At 39.2% G+C, this 16632-nt stretch carries 10 protein-coding genes; 6 read left to right on the top strand and 4 right to left on the bottom strand.

Annotated features, from left to right (window positions below):
- Positions 1 to 125 precede the first annotated feature (125 nt).
- The 5 genes from AC2D3N_RS08005 (at position 126) to infB (ending at position 7447) form a co-directional block, all read left to right on the top strand.
- Positions 126 to 1559, top strand: coding sequence for a hypothetical protein (locus AC2D3N_RS08005; RefSeq protein ID WP_484693301.1), 1434 nt, complete (start codon positions 126 to 128; stop codon positions 1557 to 1559).
- A 213-nt stretch (positions 1560 to 1772) separates the two neighbouring features.
- Complete coding sequence (gene rimP / locus AC2D3N_RS08000; RefSeq protein ID WP_079676915.1) at positions 1773 to 2240, top strand: ribosome maturation factor RimP; 468 nt, start codon at positions 1773 to 1775, stop codon at positions 2238 to 2240.
- A gap of 91 nt (positions 2241 to 2331) precedes the next feature.
- Positions 2332 to 3555, top strand: coding sequence for a transcription termination factor NusA (gene nusA, locus AC2D3N_RS07995; protein ID WP_079676916.1), 1224 nt, complete (start codon positions 2332 to 2334; stop codon positions 3553 to 3555).
- Between the two features lie 118 nt (positions 3556 to 3673).
- Positions 3674 to 3916 carry a YlxR family protein gene (locus AC2D3N_RS07990; RefSeq protein ID WP_079676917.1) on the top strand — a complete coding sequence of 81 codons (243 nt, stop codon included), beginning with the start codon at positions 3674 to 3676 and terminating at the stop codon, positions 3914 to 3916.
- Positions 3917 to 4345: 429 nt separating this feature from the next.
- Entirely contained in the window at positions 4346 to 7447 is a 3102-nt protein-coding gene (gene infB, locus AC2D3N_RS07985; protein WP_079676918.1) for a translation initiation factor IF-2, read from the top strand.
- 72 nt (positions 7448 to 7519) lie between these two features.
- Here the strand turns inward: infB and AC2D3N_RS07980 are convergent, their stop codons facing one another.
- The 4 genes from AC2D3N_RS07980 to AC2D3N_RS07965 all read right to left on the bottom strand — a co-directional run bounded on the left by AC2D3N_RS07980 (position 7520) and on the right by AC2D3N_RS07965 (position 13021).
- Positions 7520 to 7996, bottom strand: a complete 477-nt coding sequence (locus AC2D3N_RS07980) for a TspO/MBR family protein (protein ID WP_079676919.1) — start codon at positions 7994 to 7996, stop codon at positions 7520 to 7522.
- Between the two features lie 86 nt (positions 7997 to 8082).
- A complete protein-coding gene (locus tag AC2D3N_RS07975) occupies positions 8083 to 10014 on the bottom strand; it encodes a tetratricopeptide repeat protein (RefSeq protein ID WP_484693300.1) in 1932 nt (643 codons plus the stop codon).
- Positions 10015 to 10019: 5 nt separating this feature from the next.
- Positions 10020 to 12536, bottom strand: a complete 2517-nt coding sequence (locus AC2D3N_RS07970) for a tetratricopeptide repeat protein (RefSeq protein WP_484693299.1) — start codon at positions 12534 to 12536, stop codon at positions 10020 to 10022.
- A gap of 206 nt (positions 12537 to 12742) precedes the next feature.
- Positions 12743 to 13021 (bottom strand): hypothetical protein, encoded by a 279-nt coding sequence (locus AC2D3N_RS07965; RefSeq protein WP_484693298.1) that lies wholly within the window; start codon positions 13019 to 13021, stop codon positions 12743 to 12745.
- Positions 13022 to 13109: 88 nt separating this feature from the next.
- Between AC2D3N_RS07965 and AC2D3N_RS07960 the strand changes: the two genes are divergently transcribed.
- Positions 13110 to 16622, top strand: coding sequence for a glycosyltransferase (locus tag AC2D3N_RS07960; RefSeq protein WP_484693297.1), 3513 nt, complete (start codon positions 13110 to 13112; stop codon positions 16620 to 16622).
- Positions 16623 to 16632: the final 10 nt, after the last annotated feature.

Raw genomic sequence — 16632 nt, 5'->3', positions numbered from 1 at the left:
GTAAACTTTATTGAATGTTAAACGAATTACGAATTACGAATTATGAATTATGAATTAATAACTGGTAATTCTTAATTATCAACTACTATAATACCTAAAAACGTTATTAATCATCGGTGCTAATTGTGAAAAATACTGTTTCTGTCAAGAAAAGTCAAAATATTCCCTGGTTTGAACAATTGATGGCTATGGTCGCGACGCTGAACTATGGGTTGGTTTTATTCGACCTGAGTTATACGGATCTGCGAGATTACTATTTTAACTATATTCCAGTTTTGACTCAGGTTTATGATCCGATCAAAGGAATTGAACCCCATCAAACCACAGAAAAATATTTAGGTACTATTGAACAATTAAAATCAACCGTAGTTGAAACCAGTTTAAATTCTGATCAAGTCGATCAAATTTTAGCAAACTTACGAAATCAAAGTGAGGAAATTATTAATGAAAATCCCTTTGCCATTTCCGAGAAAAGTGGGACTTTAGAACGGATAAAAAATCGGATGCGAGAGCATATCAAAAATCCCAATAATTCCGCAAAAGAAGCCTTTAATATATTTTGGTCTCAATCTTATCTTAGACAACAAGGATATGATCGAGAAATTCAATGGTTTGAAAAGAATATTAAACCTTTAATTGGCAGCAATTATTATCGGAGTATTAGTGAAAACGGAAAATTTACCCGCACGTTTTGGAAAGTAGATTTACCCTTTACAATTATTTTCATTTTAGAATTTTTGGCCCGAACTTATTTGATTAGTCGTCGTTATCCTAAAGTAACCTGGTTTGATGCGATGTTATGGCGGTGGTATGATGTGTTTTTGTTTTTACCAATTTGGCGATTATTACGAATTATTCCAGTAACGATTCGTTTAAATCAGGTGCATTTTATTAGTTTAGAACCAATTAGAATCCAAATGACTCGGGGATTTGTCGCTGCAATTGCTCGGGAATTAACCGAGTTTGTAGTGATTGAAGTGATTCAACAAATTCAAGGAGAAATTAGGAGAGGAGATATTTTTAAACAACTGTTTTTCAATCAAAATAAACCCTATTTAGATATTAATAATGTGAATGAAATAGAAGCGATCGCCAATCATTTAATTCAGGTTATTATTTATAAAGTTATTCCTAAATTAGAATTAGATATTGAAGCATTATTACGCTATAATATAGAACAGGTTATCGAACAATCTCCTGTGATTCAACAGTTTAAAACCATTCCAGGGTTACAACAAATTCCCCAACAGATTCAAGAAAGAATTATTGCCGAACTTTCTAAATTAGCTACAGAGGGGCCCCAAGAAGCCTATCAAACCGTGACCAAAGCCATGAATGATCCCGTGGGGACAAAATTATCAAATCAATTGGTTAAAAACTTTAATAAACTTTTAGGAGAAGAATTACAAAAAGAACAGGGCTTAGAAGAAATTAAAACCCTATTAGTTGACTTTTTAGAAGAATTCAAAATCAACTATATTCAACAAGTGGATGAATCTAACTTTGAACAAGTTCTTGCCCAGTTACAGGAACAAAGACAACTCAAAGAAACCCAATAAACATAAATGATCCTAGACCCGGGATCAAAACTCGAAACCCGATATCTGGCAATTGCTTTCCCTGTAAGCTAAACTAGAGAAATAGGCGAACCCACAGGGTTCGTCTTTGGCTTGGTGAGAAGACACTGTTTCACGATCTGGAGTGGGATTGACCCACTTTTTTAATGGCAGTTAAGCTCTTGACCCCTGTAGACTCTAGCATTCACGTCAACTATGGCTCATCCTCTAATCCCCCAAATTCTCGACATCGCCACCCCCATCGCCCAAACATTGGGACTCGAAGTGGTCGGGGCAACCTTTTACACCAATCAGAAACCTCCTGTGCTGCGTGTAGATATCCGTAACGCCAGTCAGGATACCGGATTGGAAGATTGTGAACGGATGAGTCGAGCCTTGGATGAGGAATTAGAGACCAGCAATATTATTCCTGATGCCTATGTGTTAGAGATTTCCAGCCCCGGAATTTCAGAATCTTTAACCAGCGATCGCGAATTCGTTTCATTCAAAGGATTTTCCATTATTGTTAAAACATCAGAACCCTACAAAGGTCATTCTCAACAACGGGGAAAACTGGTGAGTCGGGATGAGACTGCGGTTCATTTAAGCCAAAAAGGACGACAACTGGCTATTCCCCGGGAATTAATTACGGAAGTGTTATTTGATGAAAGTGGGGAGGAGTGAAGGTTTTACCCCCGGCGGTGTGCTTCCCCAATTTTCCCTAAAAAATTCATCTGTGTGATCAACAAAAATTAAAGTTTAGAGGATAAAAACCATGTCAATGGTGAGTTTGCCCGGTTTACAAGATATGATTAATGGTATTTCTCAAGAGCGGAATTTACCTAAACAGGCGGTAGAAGAAGCCCTACGAGAAGCCCTATTAAAAGGGTATGAACGGTATCGTCGTACCATCGAAATTCAGACCCAATTTAGTGAAGATTATTTTGATAATTTTGACGTCGAACTCGATGTCGATGAAGAAGGATTTCGAGTCCTAGCCAAAAACCTTACCATTGTTGAACAAGTTAGTAATCAAGATCATCAAATTGCCTTAAAAGACGTACGCGAAGTCGCTCCCGAAGCCCAATTAGGGGATACCGTCACCCTAGATGTTACCCCCGATCAAGGAGAATTTGGTCGGATGGCGGCGATCCAAACTAAACAGGTTTTAGCTCAAAAACTGCGGGATAAGCAGCGCAAAATGATTCAAGAGGAGTTCAAAGAACTTGAAGGCACGGTATTGCAAGCCAAAGTCCTGCGATTTGAACGCCAGTCAGTGATTATGGAAGTGGCTAGTGGTTTTGGTCGCACCAGTGTGGAAGCGGAACTTTCTAAACGGGAACAACTACCCAATGATAACTACCGCGCCAATGCCACCTTCCGGGTATATTTGAAAAAAGTCTCCCAAGGTTCCCAACGGGGGCCACAGTTATTAGTATCAAGGGCTGATGCCGGGTTAGTGGTGTATCTCTTTGCCAATGAAGTCCCCGAAATTGAGGATGAAGTGGTGCGAATTGTGGCTGTGGCCCGGGAGGCCAACCCCCCGTCCCGTCATGTAGGCCCCCGGACTAAAATTGCCGTCGATACCTTGGATCGGGATGTTGATCCCGTAGGAGCTTGCATTGGGGCTAGGGGGTCACGGATTCAAGTGGTGGTGAATGAACTGCGGGGCGAGAAAATTGACGTGATTCGTTGGTCTCCTGACCCGGCCACCTATATTGCCAATGCCCTGAGTCCGGCGAGGGTTGATGAGGTGCGTTTAGTCAATCCCGAAGAACGTCGCGCCCATATTCTGGTTCCCGAAGATCAGTTAAGTTTGGCCATTGGTAAGGAGGGGCAAAATGTTCGTCTCGCTGCCCGGTTGACGGGATGGAAAATCGATATCAAGGATACGGCTAAATATGATGCCGCAGCCGAAGACCAAAAAATCGCCGAAGAACTCGAACGTCAGGAGGCGATCAACAATCGCAACTATGATGAATTTGGGGAGGAGGAGTAGGAGGGGAGTAGGGGGAGTAGGGGAGTAGGGGAGGCAGGGGAGCAGGGGAGCAGGGGGAGTAGTAAAATGCTGACCACGGACTGCTAACCACTAACCACTAACTGCTAACTGTCAACCCATGAAAAATCAACGTCGTTGTGTGGCCTGTCGCCAATTGGGAGCAAAAGAAAGCTTCTGGCGATTTGTCAGGCTCTATCCATCACATCAGGTACAATTGGATCATGGCATGGGTCGTTCGGCCTATCTTTGCCCTAACCCAGATTGTTTGAAGGCGGCTCAGAAAAAAAATCGACTGGGACACGCACTCCGAATATCGGTGTCAGAGGAAGTTTATCAAAGCCTATGGCAACGTTTGGACTAACCTGGAATTGCTCCCCCCATGTCCTAGGAACTAGGGAAGGGTGGGAACAATTGCCAGGTAGCCGAAGGTTTCGAGTTTCTCAATCATGTACTTTAATTCGGTTAGCAACCCTACTCCCCAGATAGAGGACGTTGAGGTCTAAGTTGAATCAAAATGAAGTAAACTGAGTAACTTAATTGATAATTCTTCACCATCCGGTTAATATCTGCTAACTTGATAAAGACAAGACTGAAGATTTGAGGGATTTAATTTCACCAAAAATTAAAATAAAATTAAGAACTGTCAAAGCAGACCTTACATCTGCATCCTTGACACTTAAATAACCAGGGCAGATGATATCGTTATTTAAAACGTGCGGGTTACTGTTGTAAGAGTAAATCGAACTATGTAAACATCAAACCATGGGTAGGTAAGAAGAGGGGTCAGTGGATGAACAACGCCAAAGTCAGAATTTACGAACTATCACGGGAACTTAATTTGGATAACAAGGACATCTTAGCGGTGTGCGAACGGCTCAATATTTCGGTTAAAAGCCACAGTAGCACGATTTCAGAATCAGATAAAGAACGCATTGAAAAATACGTCGCAACTCATCCGAACCTGGGTCAGCTTGAAGTAAAAGCACCCGGATCGCAACCTAACGGGAAATTATCGGCGACGGCACCTAGCGACAAAAAAAGGCAAGAAATTTTAGATATCCAGAAGCCCAAAATTCGGTCGAGCTCCGAGTCCTCCCCCCCCTACGATGAGGCGAGTTCCTCCGGATCAGCTTCCGTTGCTACCCCACCTAAATCACTTGTTTCTTCAAAAGCGCCTGTGAAACCCACGTTAAATCGACCTGTATTATCAAAACCCACTGCTCCGGCTGCATCGGAAACGGAATCTTCCCCGATAACGGCCGAGAAGGTTACTTCAGAAACCGAGGAGATGACCATGGGGTCTTCTGTTGGGGAAATGGAAATATCTGAACAGATTGATTCATCCCTATCGGAACCCGCACCTCTGTCTCCTCCGCCCATTAGACCAGCAGAGCCAGTTCCCGTGAGTGTCAATGTGATCACGGCGGAGCCAGCAGCCATTTCCAAAAATAAGCCCGTTTTAAAGACAAGTAAACCAACGCCTAAACCCGTTGAGTCAAAGTCTAAAGCGGACTCTCCCGAAAAACCAACTCCCAAATCTCAACAAACCACCCCAGAAGGGAAAGAAAAAGATTCAGAGGGCCGAAGACCGCCTCGTAAAGAAATTGGCAGTCCCAGACCCCGCTCAATTTCTGATTTGCAGCCCCCTCCATCGCGTAAGCCAGCGGCTCAGGTGATTGATGAGGATGGAGAATCGACCGAGGGCGCGGAGGAGGAACCCTTAGCCACCACCGACGATTTAGTCAAACGGCCAAAACGGGCTGTAACCCTGACCCGGCCGAACCCCCCCCGCACTGGAAAACGAGGGCCAGCATGGGAGGAGGAAGAAGAAGAAGTTGTAGATACCGCTAAAACCAAGGCGGCTAAACTTAAAGCCAAGCGACGGGCTAAACCTTCCTTAGATGAGGACGACGACGATGAACTGAATGCGTTGTCTCTGCTGAATGCCAACAACGCCATGATCACCGTCTCCCTAGCCCGTCCCCCCAAACCCAAAGCCAGCCCGGGACAAAATGTGGCGACGACAACGGCTAGACCGAAGAAACCAGCCCCCAGTCGGGGTTCCGGTTCTTCCGGCGGAAGTTCGCGCCGGACAGAGGCTAAACCCAAGGCAGAACGCCCGGAGAAAGTAATCGTACCTGGGCCAATGACCGTTCAGGAACTCGCCTCTGCCTTAATCTTGCCGGAAACAGAAATTATCAAACGCCTGTTTTCCCAGGGAATTGCAGTTAATATTACCGAAACCCTCGACTACAACACAATTCTGTTGATTTGTCAAGACCTCGGTGTTGAAGTTGAAAACGAAAAACTCAAATCCGGTGCTATCAAGCCCGACAATATGCTCAACGCAGAGGATCTGGAGCATCTGCAACGGCGTCCTCCGGTGGTCACCATCATGGGTCACGTCGATCACGGGAAAACCACCCTCCTGGATGCAATCCGCGAAACCAAAGTGGCTCAAGGAGAGGCTGGGGGCATCACCCAACACATCGGAGCCTATCATGTCGATATGGAACATGAGGGTAAAACCCAGCAAGTGGTCTTCCTGGATACTCCGGGTCACGAAGCCTTTACCGCCATGCGCGCCCGGGGCGCGCGAGTTACGGACGTGGCAATTCTGGTGGTGGCCGCCGATGATGGTGTCCAACCCCAAACCATTGAAGCCATTAGTCACGCTAAGGCCGCCGGAGTCCCGATGATCATTGCTATCAACAAAATTGATAAGGAAGGTGCCCAGCCCGATCGGGTGAAACAGGAGCTAACGGAATTTGCCCTGGTTCCCGAAGAATGGGGCGGTGACACGATTATGGTTCCGGTCAGTGCCATCAGGGGAGAAAACCTTGATACCCTCTTAGAAATGATTCTGTTAGTGGCGGAGGTGGAAGATCTCTATGCCAACCCCGACAGGGCTGCGAAGGGAACGATTATTGAAGCTCACCTCGACAAGTCCCGGGGCCCGGTGGCGACGCTGTTGGTACAAAATGGCACCCTGCGGGTGGGAGATATTGTGGTGGCCGGTTCTGTCCTGGGTAAAGTCCGGGCGATGGTGGATGACCGAGGCGATCGGGTTGATAATGCCAGTCCTTCCTTTGCCGTTGAGGTCTTAGGTCTGCGGGATGTCCCGGCGGCTGGAGATGAATTCGAGGTCTTTGAAAGTGAAAAAGAAGCCTCGGCTTTGGCGACCCAACGGGCAGAAACGAAACGGGAAACCCGTTTAATCAAGGGTCGGATCAGTCTAAGTGAATTCTCCGCCCGTGCTCAACAGGGTGAGTTGAAAGAACTGAACTTGATCCTGAAGGGGGATGTTCAAGGGTCTGTAGAAGCGATCGTTGGCGCCCTGAAGAAACTTCCTCAAAAAGAAGTCGAACTGCAACTGCTGTTAGCCGCCCCGGGTGAAATTACGGAAACGGATATTGACTTAGCCGCGGCCAGTAATGCGGTCTTACTTGGATTCAACACCACCCTAGCCCATGGCGCTCGCCAAGCTGCCGATCGTGCCGGAGTTGATATCCGAGACTACAACATCATTTACAACCTCTTAGATGATGTCCAGGCTGCCATGGAAGGGCTATTAGAACCGGAACTGGTGGAAGAACATCTAGGTCAAGTGGAAGTCCGGGCCATCTTCCCCGTGGGACGTAATACCATCGCTGGTTGTTATGTGCTATCAGGTAAAGTGATTCGGAACTGTAAAGTCCGAGTCCGCCGGAAAAATGAAGTGATTCACGAAGGTGTCCTTGACTCCCTGAAACGGATGAAAGAAGATGCCAAGGAAGTCAATGCTGGCTATGAGTGCGGTGTTGCCTTGGATAACTTCAACGACTGGGCGATGGGCGATATTATCGAAGCCTATCGGATGACCACCAAACGTCGTACTTTGTCTCTGTCTTAAGTGCAGGCTTCAACCTCTATTGCTATATATCAGCCACCTATTTTTAACCCATAGTAGGTGGCTGGTCTGTTTTTAAGCCTCTGCGGGGTTGAGTGGGATCATTGCCCAGGTGGTGTAGGTTCCAATTGGACTCCACAGGACAAAGGGGAGGAGTAAATAGGCTGCGGTTTGAGATACTGGCCAAACGCTTACCATTAACATCAAGCCTAAAATAAAGCCTGTCCCTCCTAATATTGTTCCGACCCGTAAACTTTTGGCTTTACACATTACCGGGGTATAGGACAAAATCACTAATTCTAATAATAGGTAAAATCCCATTAATACCCAGGTTTGGGATATTCCGGGTTCAGCTTCCCAGACTAAAATTGCTGACCAAGCCCCAGCAATAAAAACGATTATCCAAATTAAAGGAATTGCTTTTTCAAAGGTTAACCAACTGGGACGGGTTAAACGATTAAACCATCGGATATCATCAGGGGTTAATAGAATATTATTGGCTAAGGCGACTAAAAATACCACTCCTCCAATTATCATCCAAGATTTAATCATAATTTTTTACTCTTTTAACCCTATTCAGGTTATTTTAGTGGGTTATTAGTCAAATCTCCCAAAAGCAGGAAAATTGAATCCTATCCCTAAACAACTCCAGCCCATTGCATTAATTTTAAAAGGGAATTCAAATTGACCTTAATATTTTGAGATCCATCCGTAGGAGAACGACCAAAATCGGCAGGTTCACAAAATAAACAGTAATAATCACAACCCACAATATTACTTAATTCCCAATAACAAGATAGCGTCCAATTCGGCATTAAAAACTCAATCACCTGAGTTCCTGGGGAACAAAAAACTAAATTGGTTAAAGCGGCTCCATGGGGAGAAATAATGACTTTAGTATTAGCTAGATAATAGGCTTGTTGTCTGACTGATAAAGTTTCTAAACTCAAGGCTGTAAATCCAAATTGCTGTAAAAATAAGACTACTTCTGCTTCATTAGATACCTGACGATAGGATGCGTTACTTCGACTTAAATAAACTCTTTCTAAAGGAAATAATCCTGGTTTATCTTGAGAATTCAGACATAAACTTTTTAAGAAATCACAAGCCCATTTAGGTGTTCTGGAAGTTTTATGAGAATAGGAAGGAATTAAAATTTTATCTGCTTTTAAAGCTGGATTTTTGCAACTTTCAATAACTTTTTCTGAAGGAATATTTAATAGTTGTAACGTCTCATTTTCATGGTTCAATTGGCATCGATTCACAACAAAATAATCGATTTCTTCAATTAAAAAATGCCGTAATAATAAATCAAATCTAGCAATAATATCAAACATCCAGTGATAATAGTTCTCACCCCATTTTACCGATAAAAATGCCACTGTTCCACTAATATTTTGTGACGCAATAAGATGAGGAGAGTTAACCAATAAAGCTGCGCTTCCGGTGGATAAATCTGTGATTAATTGATTCTCTGAATTGAGAACAGCACTGGTCAATGTATCCGCCCAAACTTTACCTTTAGGAATACTAGAAACAAAGGTTTCTGGGAAATTAATTGAGGTTAATTGAAAATGAGGGTTGAGACTTCCTTCGATAAATTTAGGGGGAGTAAGTTCGATATTGCTAGGCGGATAAACCAGAATTTTGGTTAGATTTTTTTCTGTATGAGTGGTAATAAAATGATCATCTGATAAATTAAATATTTTTTGAATTAAAGGGATTGGTAATTGATGATGAACCTCACAAAGAATAGCATCTAATAGTTGATTTTTTTGTTTAAAAATGGTAGAAATATAATCATAGGCTTCATGGTAATCCGGCTGTATTTGTAATCCTTTAATTAAATAATCTAAAGCAATATCCCATAGTTTTTGTTGAATTAAAATTTTTCCAATCTCTATATAATGCCAGGTTTGTGGATTGATTATTATTGCATTTTGGTAAGTTTTAATGGCATTTTCTAACTGATTTTGAGATAAAAAAACTTCTGCCAACTTCCCATAAAACCAATCTATATTTGGATTAAGCTGGATTGCTTGAGAATAAGATTTAATCGCATTTTCTTGTTGCTGTAATTTCAAAAAAGCATCTCCTAATTTAATATGAATCCAGCAATTTGTAGGTTCAAGCTCAACTGCTTTTTTATAATAATTAAGAGATTTTTCTATCTGGTTTAAGTTAAAAAAAGATTCCCCTATACCAAAATAAGCCCAACAAAAATTATTATTAAATTCAATAAATTGAGTATAGGCTGTGATCGCTTCTTCCCAGCGTTCTAATTTAATTAATACTTCTCCTAAACTATTGTAAAACCAAGGAAAATCAGGATTAATTTGAATAGATATAGAGTAGGCTGTGATCGCATCTTCATAACGTTCTAACTGCATTAAAGTTTGACCTAATTTATAATAAATCTGGTCATTATCAGGATTTAATTCAATTGCTTGATTATAAAAAGATAAAGCTAGTTCCGTGTTCCCCTGTTCCAAACATTGATTCGCAGAAGTTAAATAATATTCTGTTGTTTGTAAATTATTTTTGGTGTTATTATCGTTAAAATCACTCATAACTACTAAATAACCTTTGCCATTTTCAAAAGTTCAATAATAGTATAAGACTTAATTTTTATATTGTCAAAAATGGGAATAGAATTTAATTCGACCTCATCCAAAGGTTCACCGACACAACAGTAATATTCACAGCTAACCATATTGCAAAGTTGCCAATAATAAGAAGTCTCCCATTCAGGAAATAAAAATTCAATTACCTTTGTATTAGGACGACAAAAGATTAGATTAGTTAATCCTGACCCATGGGGTGCAATAATAATTTCTGCATTAGCAAAATAACCAACTTGTTCTTGAAAAGATAAATGTTCTAAACAAAGTGTTTGAAAACCTAATGTTTCTAAAAAGGGTAAAAATTCCGACTCATTGATGACTTTTCGGCAGTTAGCATTTTGGCGACTTATATAAATTCGCTGAGGATAAATACTTGAGTTAATACTAGCGGAAAGAAACTTATTTCTAATGAAATTTACTCCCCATTTTGCAGACTTTAAATGACTCCAATGAACGCAAGATGGCACTAATAATACTGACCCTTTGACATGGGGATAATTACAGTTATCAATTACTTTATGTTCGGGAATATTCAACAGCTTTAGCGTCTCTTTTTCATAAGGATATTGGTGGCGGTTAACGACAAACCAATCAATTTTATTGAAATCAAAATCAGCTTTCTCTAATAAATGCAAACGGGCTATAATATCAAACATCCAATGGTAATAAATTAATCCGAATTGCGCTGATAAAAAAGCTACATTTCCTGATAATTCTAAAGGATCTTGTAATTGCTCACGACTAATCACTAACTCACCACAACCCGTTGATAAATCCTTAATTAACTGGTTTTCTGAAGTCATGACAGCAGATGTTAAAGCATCTCCCCATACTCGTCCATTAGGAATCACTGCAACAAACACTTCTGAGGATAGCATAGAGTTAGGAAACAACCTAAAATTAGCTTCTCCTAATATTCCGTTTGGAGGATTAAAAACTACCAAACTTTGAGGATAAATTGATATTTTTTGAGCCGGGGGATAATCTTGAATATTTATTAGTAAATCAGGTGATAAATTTAAGTGTTTTTCAAGTAGATCAAGAGGGATAACTTGCAAATATTTACATCCATCTCCATCTAACTTTCGTCCCATTTTTTCTAAAATTAAACCCAATTTAACATAACTATCAAAATCGTCCGAGTGTCGTTTTAACCATTGTAATAAATAGGGAATTGCTTCTTCCCATCGTTGTTGATCAATTAAAATATCTGTAATCAATAGATAGAAATTAGAATGATGGTTGATTTTAATATAATTTTGATAACAAGCGATTGCTTGCTCGATATTTCCTTGCTGTTGTAAATACGCTCCTAATTTTTGATAGACTATTTCTAAGTTTAAATTTCCTTCTAAGCACTTGTGATAAATTTTAATAGCTTCTTCCCAATTTCCTAAATTAGAATGCACTTCTACTAAGTTTAAATTTAAGTCAGGATAATCAGGATTAATGTTCAGACAATTACTAAAATTAATATACGCTTCTTCCCATTGTTTCAATTCTTTTAAAACTATGCCTAAATTAAAATAAGCTGCTGCAATATTAGGATTAATAGCAATAAAATGACGATAAGTAGAAACTGCTTTTTTTTCCTGTTTAACCGATTGGTAAGCCTCCCCTAAACCATAATACGACCAGCTAAAATCAGGATTTAATTCTATGGCTTTTTGATAGGCTAAAATAGCTTCTTCCCAGCGTTGTAGCTTACTGAAATTTTCTCCTAAACCTTGATACGACCAGCTAAAATCAGGATTTAATTCTATAGCTTTTTGATAGGCTAAAATAGCTTCTTCCCAGCGTTGTAGCTTATTAAAATTTTCTCCTAAACCTTGATACGACCAGCTAAAATCAGGATTTAATTCTATAGCTTTTTGATAGGCTAAAATTGCTTCTGTAAAATGTTTTTTTTGACTTAAAGCCAATCCCAATTGACAATAAAGATGATAAAAGGTAGGATTAAATTCAATAGCGTAACGATAACAAACAATTGCTTGATCAATTTTGCCATTATCTAAAAATTTATTTCCTAAATTAAACTGATCTTCCGGTTTGATTTTATCAGGTTCTCTAATTAGAATTTGATATTGACATTCGTTAGCGAGTTCCGTTTGATTGGTTGTATTAAAAACATTGGCTAAATCCCTATAAAATCTTGTATTATTAGGATTGATTTTTATTGCCATTTGATAATAATCTGTAGCGGATTTCCATTGTCGCTTCTGAGCATAAATTATACCTAGATTAGCATATATTTCTGCTTGATTAGGTTGTAATACTAAAACTTGTTTATAATAATTTTCAGCTTGCTGGTAGTTGCCTTTTAACTGCATTACAATTCCCATTAATCGATAAGCATCGCCCAAATCAGAATTGTTTTTTAAAGCAATTTCACAAATATTAATTGCTTCATCTAATTGACCTTGTTTAATATAAATTTCAGCTTTTTTGATTATCTCTGATTGGGTCATAATTATAAAATAAAAAATATAAATTTAAGTTAAAATGGGTTTTTGTTAGAATCAATTTCGATAGTTTTTTGATCAAGTGCGATCACTTCTGCTAATTTTTTTTGATTTATATAAAGTTCCACCTATTCATATAAGCTGGAAGCTGACATGGGATTTTTGTGTAATAAATTAGAATCAAAACTCATAAAAATTTATTTCGCCAATTTTCAATCTTTTGTCAATTTATACACCAAATAAAACACCAAACCAGCAATAGCAGGAATTGCCAGCAAATAAATCAATAAAACTTGAGAAATCCCACTGGCTACATATAACAAACTACCGTATGGCCCAAATACAAAAATCAAAAATAAAATCAGTTTAATGGGAGTCCATTTAACGGGTTTTAGTGTCTGCATATTTTTGCCATCTAAATTGGGTAACATTACAGATTTAGGTGGTTTTCCAAAATTATTATATTCTCCCGATGGATTCTGTTTTTTCATTGCTCCTCAATTTGCTTTCCTCAAACTACTGATCATGTAAGCCAATAAGACTTATAATAACAGATTGATTAGCTAAAACTGTAATTTTATGTTGAGTTCATCTCCCCTGGTTAGTGTTATTATTCCGGTTTATAATGGCGATCGCTACCTTAGCCAAGCCATCGATAGTGTTTTGATTCAAACCTACTCAAACTACGAAATTGTTATCGTTGATGATGGCTCAACGGACAATATACCTAAGATCATACAACACTACATAGATACACACCGGAACCCCTCTATAATTCGTTATATTGTGCAATCTAATCAAGGAGTTGCAGCTGCTAGAAATCGTGGAATTCAGGAAGCTAGGGGAAAATTTATTGCTTTACTAGATCAAGATGATGTGTTTTTACCTGAAAAATTAGCCCATCAAGTCGCCTGTTTTAATTCTAACCAAAATGTAGCAATTGTCAATAGTGGTTGGCGTTTAATTGATCAAAATAATGATCAAATTTCTGATATTGAACCTTGGCATGAGTTACCCGATTTAACCCTAGAAACTTGGATAAAAAGAACTCCAATTTTACCTAGCTCTTTAATGTTCAGGCAAGAATCTTGGCAGCAAGTTGGAGGATTTGATTCTCGCTTTAATGGAGTCGATGATGTTGATTTTATTTGGCGTTTAGCATCACAAGGATATGCAGCCGTTTGGCTTCCTGAAATTACTGTTAATTATCGACAACATGAGCAAACTGTTTCTAATCAAAAAGCTAGAGAAAGGGCTGATTTAATTATATCACTTCACGATTATTTTTTTAGTAATCCCCATCTATCCGATGAAATACGACAACTGGAAAAACCCGCTCGATATGAAGCTATAACTTGGATGGCTTGGCATTTATATCATACTAATCATCCTCAAGCAATGGCTGAATTTCTCCAAAAATCTTTACTTTATACTCCTTATACCGTAGCGATTACTATTTCTGACTGGGTACATAGATTCATAGGTTATTGTCAGGGTTATGGTTATGAACTTGATTTAGAAAATTTCTATAATTTACCGGAATGGAAACAATTAATTACGGAAAATATTCCTCAAAATAAACCTAGAGTGAGTGTGATTATTCCGGCGTATAATTGTGATCAATATATTGAACAATGTGTAAAAAGTGTTCTCGAACAAACCTATAATGATTACGAAGTTATTGTTATAGATGATGGCTCTCAAGATCAAATTCAACAAATTCTAAAACCTTTTTTTCCTGTAATTAAATATATCTATCAAGACAATCAAGGAGCAGCAAAAGCCAGAAATCATGGCTGTGAAATAGCGCAAGGAGAATTTTTAGCTTTTTTAGATGGAGATGACTTTTTCTTACCTCAAAAATTAGCCGAACAGGTTGCTACTTTTGATGCTGATCCTAGTATTGATTTTATCCAAAGTGGGTGGTGTATTGTTAATCAAAAAGGAATTGTAATGAGTGTCATTAAGCCTTGGGAAAACGCACCGGAATTGAATTTAGAAACGTGGGTTTTACATAAATGTGTACGTCCGAGTGCCATGATTTTGCGCCGAGAATGGTGGGAAAAAGTGGGAGGATTTGATCATCTTTATCCCCCTACTGAAGACTTAGATTTTGTCTTACGTTTATCCTTAATGGGATGTAAAACCGTTTGGTTAAAAGAAATTCATGCTGGTTATCGTCAACATGACAATAATTTAATGTCGGGGGGATTAAAAGTTATTAAAAATACCGAAATTATTATGGATCAATTTTTTGGCTATCCCGATCTTCCAGATAAAATTCGTCAGTTACGTCCAAAAGAAAGTTATGAGCGCTGGGTATGGTTAGCTTGGCGAATGTATCGAGACCATTATCCTCAATTAATGATATATTGTTTAGAGAAATCCATAGAATATACTTTTTTTACTCTGACAGAAAATATTTGTCAATGGCTTGATGCCTTTCAAAATATAGCATCAGACTATGGGGAAAAAATAGATACTTATGATTTAATTCAATCTCAGGAATGGCAATCTATTATCCATAAAATCATGAACCCAAAACTTACCCCCCAACCTAAACCAACCTTAACTCCTCCCTTGAATAAACCCCATATTCTGTTAATCAATACTGACGACCCAGGTATTGGGGGTTTAGCACAATATGATCATTTAATTCTTTGTGAATTAGCTAAATTAGGCTATCAAGTAACAGCCGTTAGACCTCAACACCATAACCCCTTAGTTGAGGAAGAAAAAGAGTTAGGAATTCAGCAATATTGGTTAGACTATAGTACCAGTAAAGATTTACCACGAATTCTCAGAAATACCCAAGATGCAGAAACCCTTTATGATAAAATTAAGCCCGATTTTATTATTTTTAGTGATGGCTGGCCTTACTCCCATTTTGCCGCTAAACAAGTCGCAATTCAACGCCATATTCCCTATATGATTGCCTTGGGATTAGCTATGCCAGAACATATTAATTTTACCATGGGAGATGGTGTTCCCTACGCCAAAGGAGTATTATATCAATATGGATTAGCCCGGACTTTTAATACCGCAGCCTACGAACATATTCAGATTTTACAAGACCAATTTGGCCTACCTAAAGATAAAGGAAATGTGGTCTATTATGGGCGATCAGAAAAATATTTTGCCCCGCCTAATTTAGCCACTCGTCAACGGTTACGGCAAGAAATTGGTATTCCTGAAGATGGAATTATGTGCTTAACAACTGCCAGGTTAGCCCCCATTAAAGGACATCGGTTTCAGTTAGAAGCGATCGCTCAATTAAAACATACTTCTATCTGGGAAAAATTATACTTTGTTTGGGCGGGAACAGGACAGGGAAGTGATCATGATTTAGAACATGAATTAAAACAAAAAGTTGAGGATTTAGGAGTTAGCGATCGCGTCATATTCTTAGGGCAAATATGGAATATTCCCGACTGGTTAGATGCCTGTGATATCTTTATATTAACCTCCCTAGCAGAAGCCGCTCCCTCCTTTGCAATTATGGAAGCCATGGCAAAAGGATTACCCATTATCGCCTCGGCTGCGGGTGGCATTCCCGAAGGCTTAGGAGATACGGGAAAACTGTTAAGTGATCCTAATATTGATCCCGAAAAAACGGTTAATGAACTTGTTCAAAGTCTTCAAGAATTAGCGATTAATCCCCTATTATTATCTAAAATGGGTGTAGCATCTAAACAACGAGCGGAAGAACTTTTTAAAGAAGACCGGATGTTAAAACAAACCCTAGAAATTATAGAAATTGCTTTAACTCCCCCCCAACAAGATGCCTTGATCAATTTACCCTTAACGAAAACAGAAGTAAAACAGCTTAATCATCGCCTCAAATATGCTTCATTACTTTGGAATGCTTGGTATCATTATACCCAAGGAAATCTCTCTAAAATGGTTGATTTTCTTGAACAATCTTTAAAATACTCCCCCTTTGAATTTGTCACCGAATCTGTGTTAGAATGGGTAAATGATTTTGTGCGATTATCCAATTATAAAAACTATCCTTTGGATGCTTCTACTTTAAGTCAATCCCATGAATGGAAATATGCAATAGAACGAATTTTAGGGATTGTTAGTCGTTGATTCTATTGTT

The organism is Planktothrix sp. PLAVEN19ND (genome assembly GCF_057220675.1).
This window is presented reverse-complemented; position numbering and strand designations above follow the sequence as displayed.

Bases quoted from the DNA above. Each gene is read 5' to 3' on its own strand.
- rimP (WP_079676915.1), top strand. From the start codon at position 1,773: ATGGCTCATCCTCTAATCCCCCAAATTCTCGACATCGCCACCCCCATC.
- nusA (WP_079676916.1), top strand. From the start codon at position 2,332: ATGTCAATGGTGAGTTTGCCCGGTTTACAAGATATGATTAATGGTATT.
- AC2D3N_RS07990 (WP_079676917.1), top strand. From the start codon at position 3,674: ATGAAAAATCAACGTCGTTGTGTGGCCTGTCGCCAATTGGGAGCAAAA.
- infB (WP_079676918.1), top strand. From the start codon at position 4,346: ATGAACAACGCCAAAGTCAGAATTTACGAACTATCACGGGAACTTAAT.
- AC2D3N_RS07980 (WP_079676919.1), bottom strand. From the start codon at position 7,996: ATGATTAAATCTTGGATGATAATTGGAGGAGTGGTATTTTTAGTCGCC.
- AC2D3N_RS07975 (WP_484693300.1), bottom strand. From the start codon at position 10,014: ATGAGTGATTTTAACGATAATAACACCAAAAATAATTTACAAACAACA.
- AC2D3N_RS07970 (WP_484693299.1), bottom strand. From the start codon at position 12,536: ATGACCCAATCAGAGATAATCAAAAAAGCTGAAATTTATATTAAACAA.
- AC2D3N_RS07965 (WP_484693298.1), bottom strand. From the start codon at position 13,021: ATGAAAAAACAGAATCCATCGGGAGAATATAATAATTTTGGAAAACCA.
- AC2D3N_RS07960 (WP_484693297.1), top strand. From the start codon at position 13,110: ATGTTGAGTTCATCTCCCCTGGTTAGTGTTATTATTCCGGTTTATAAT.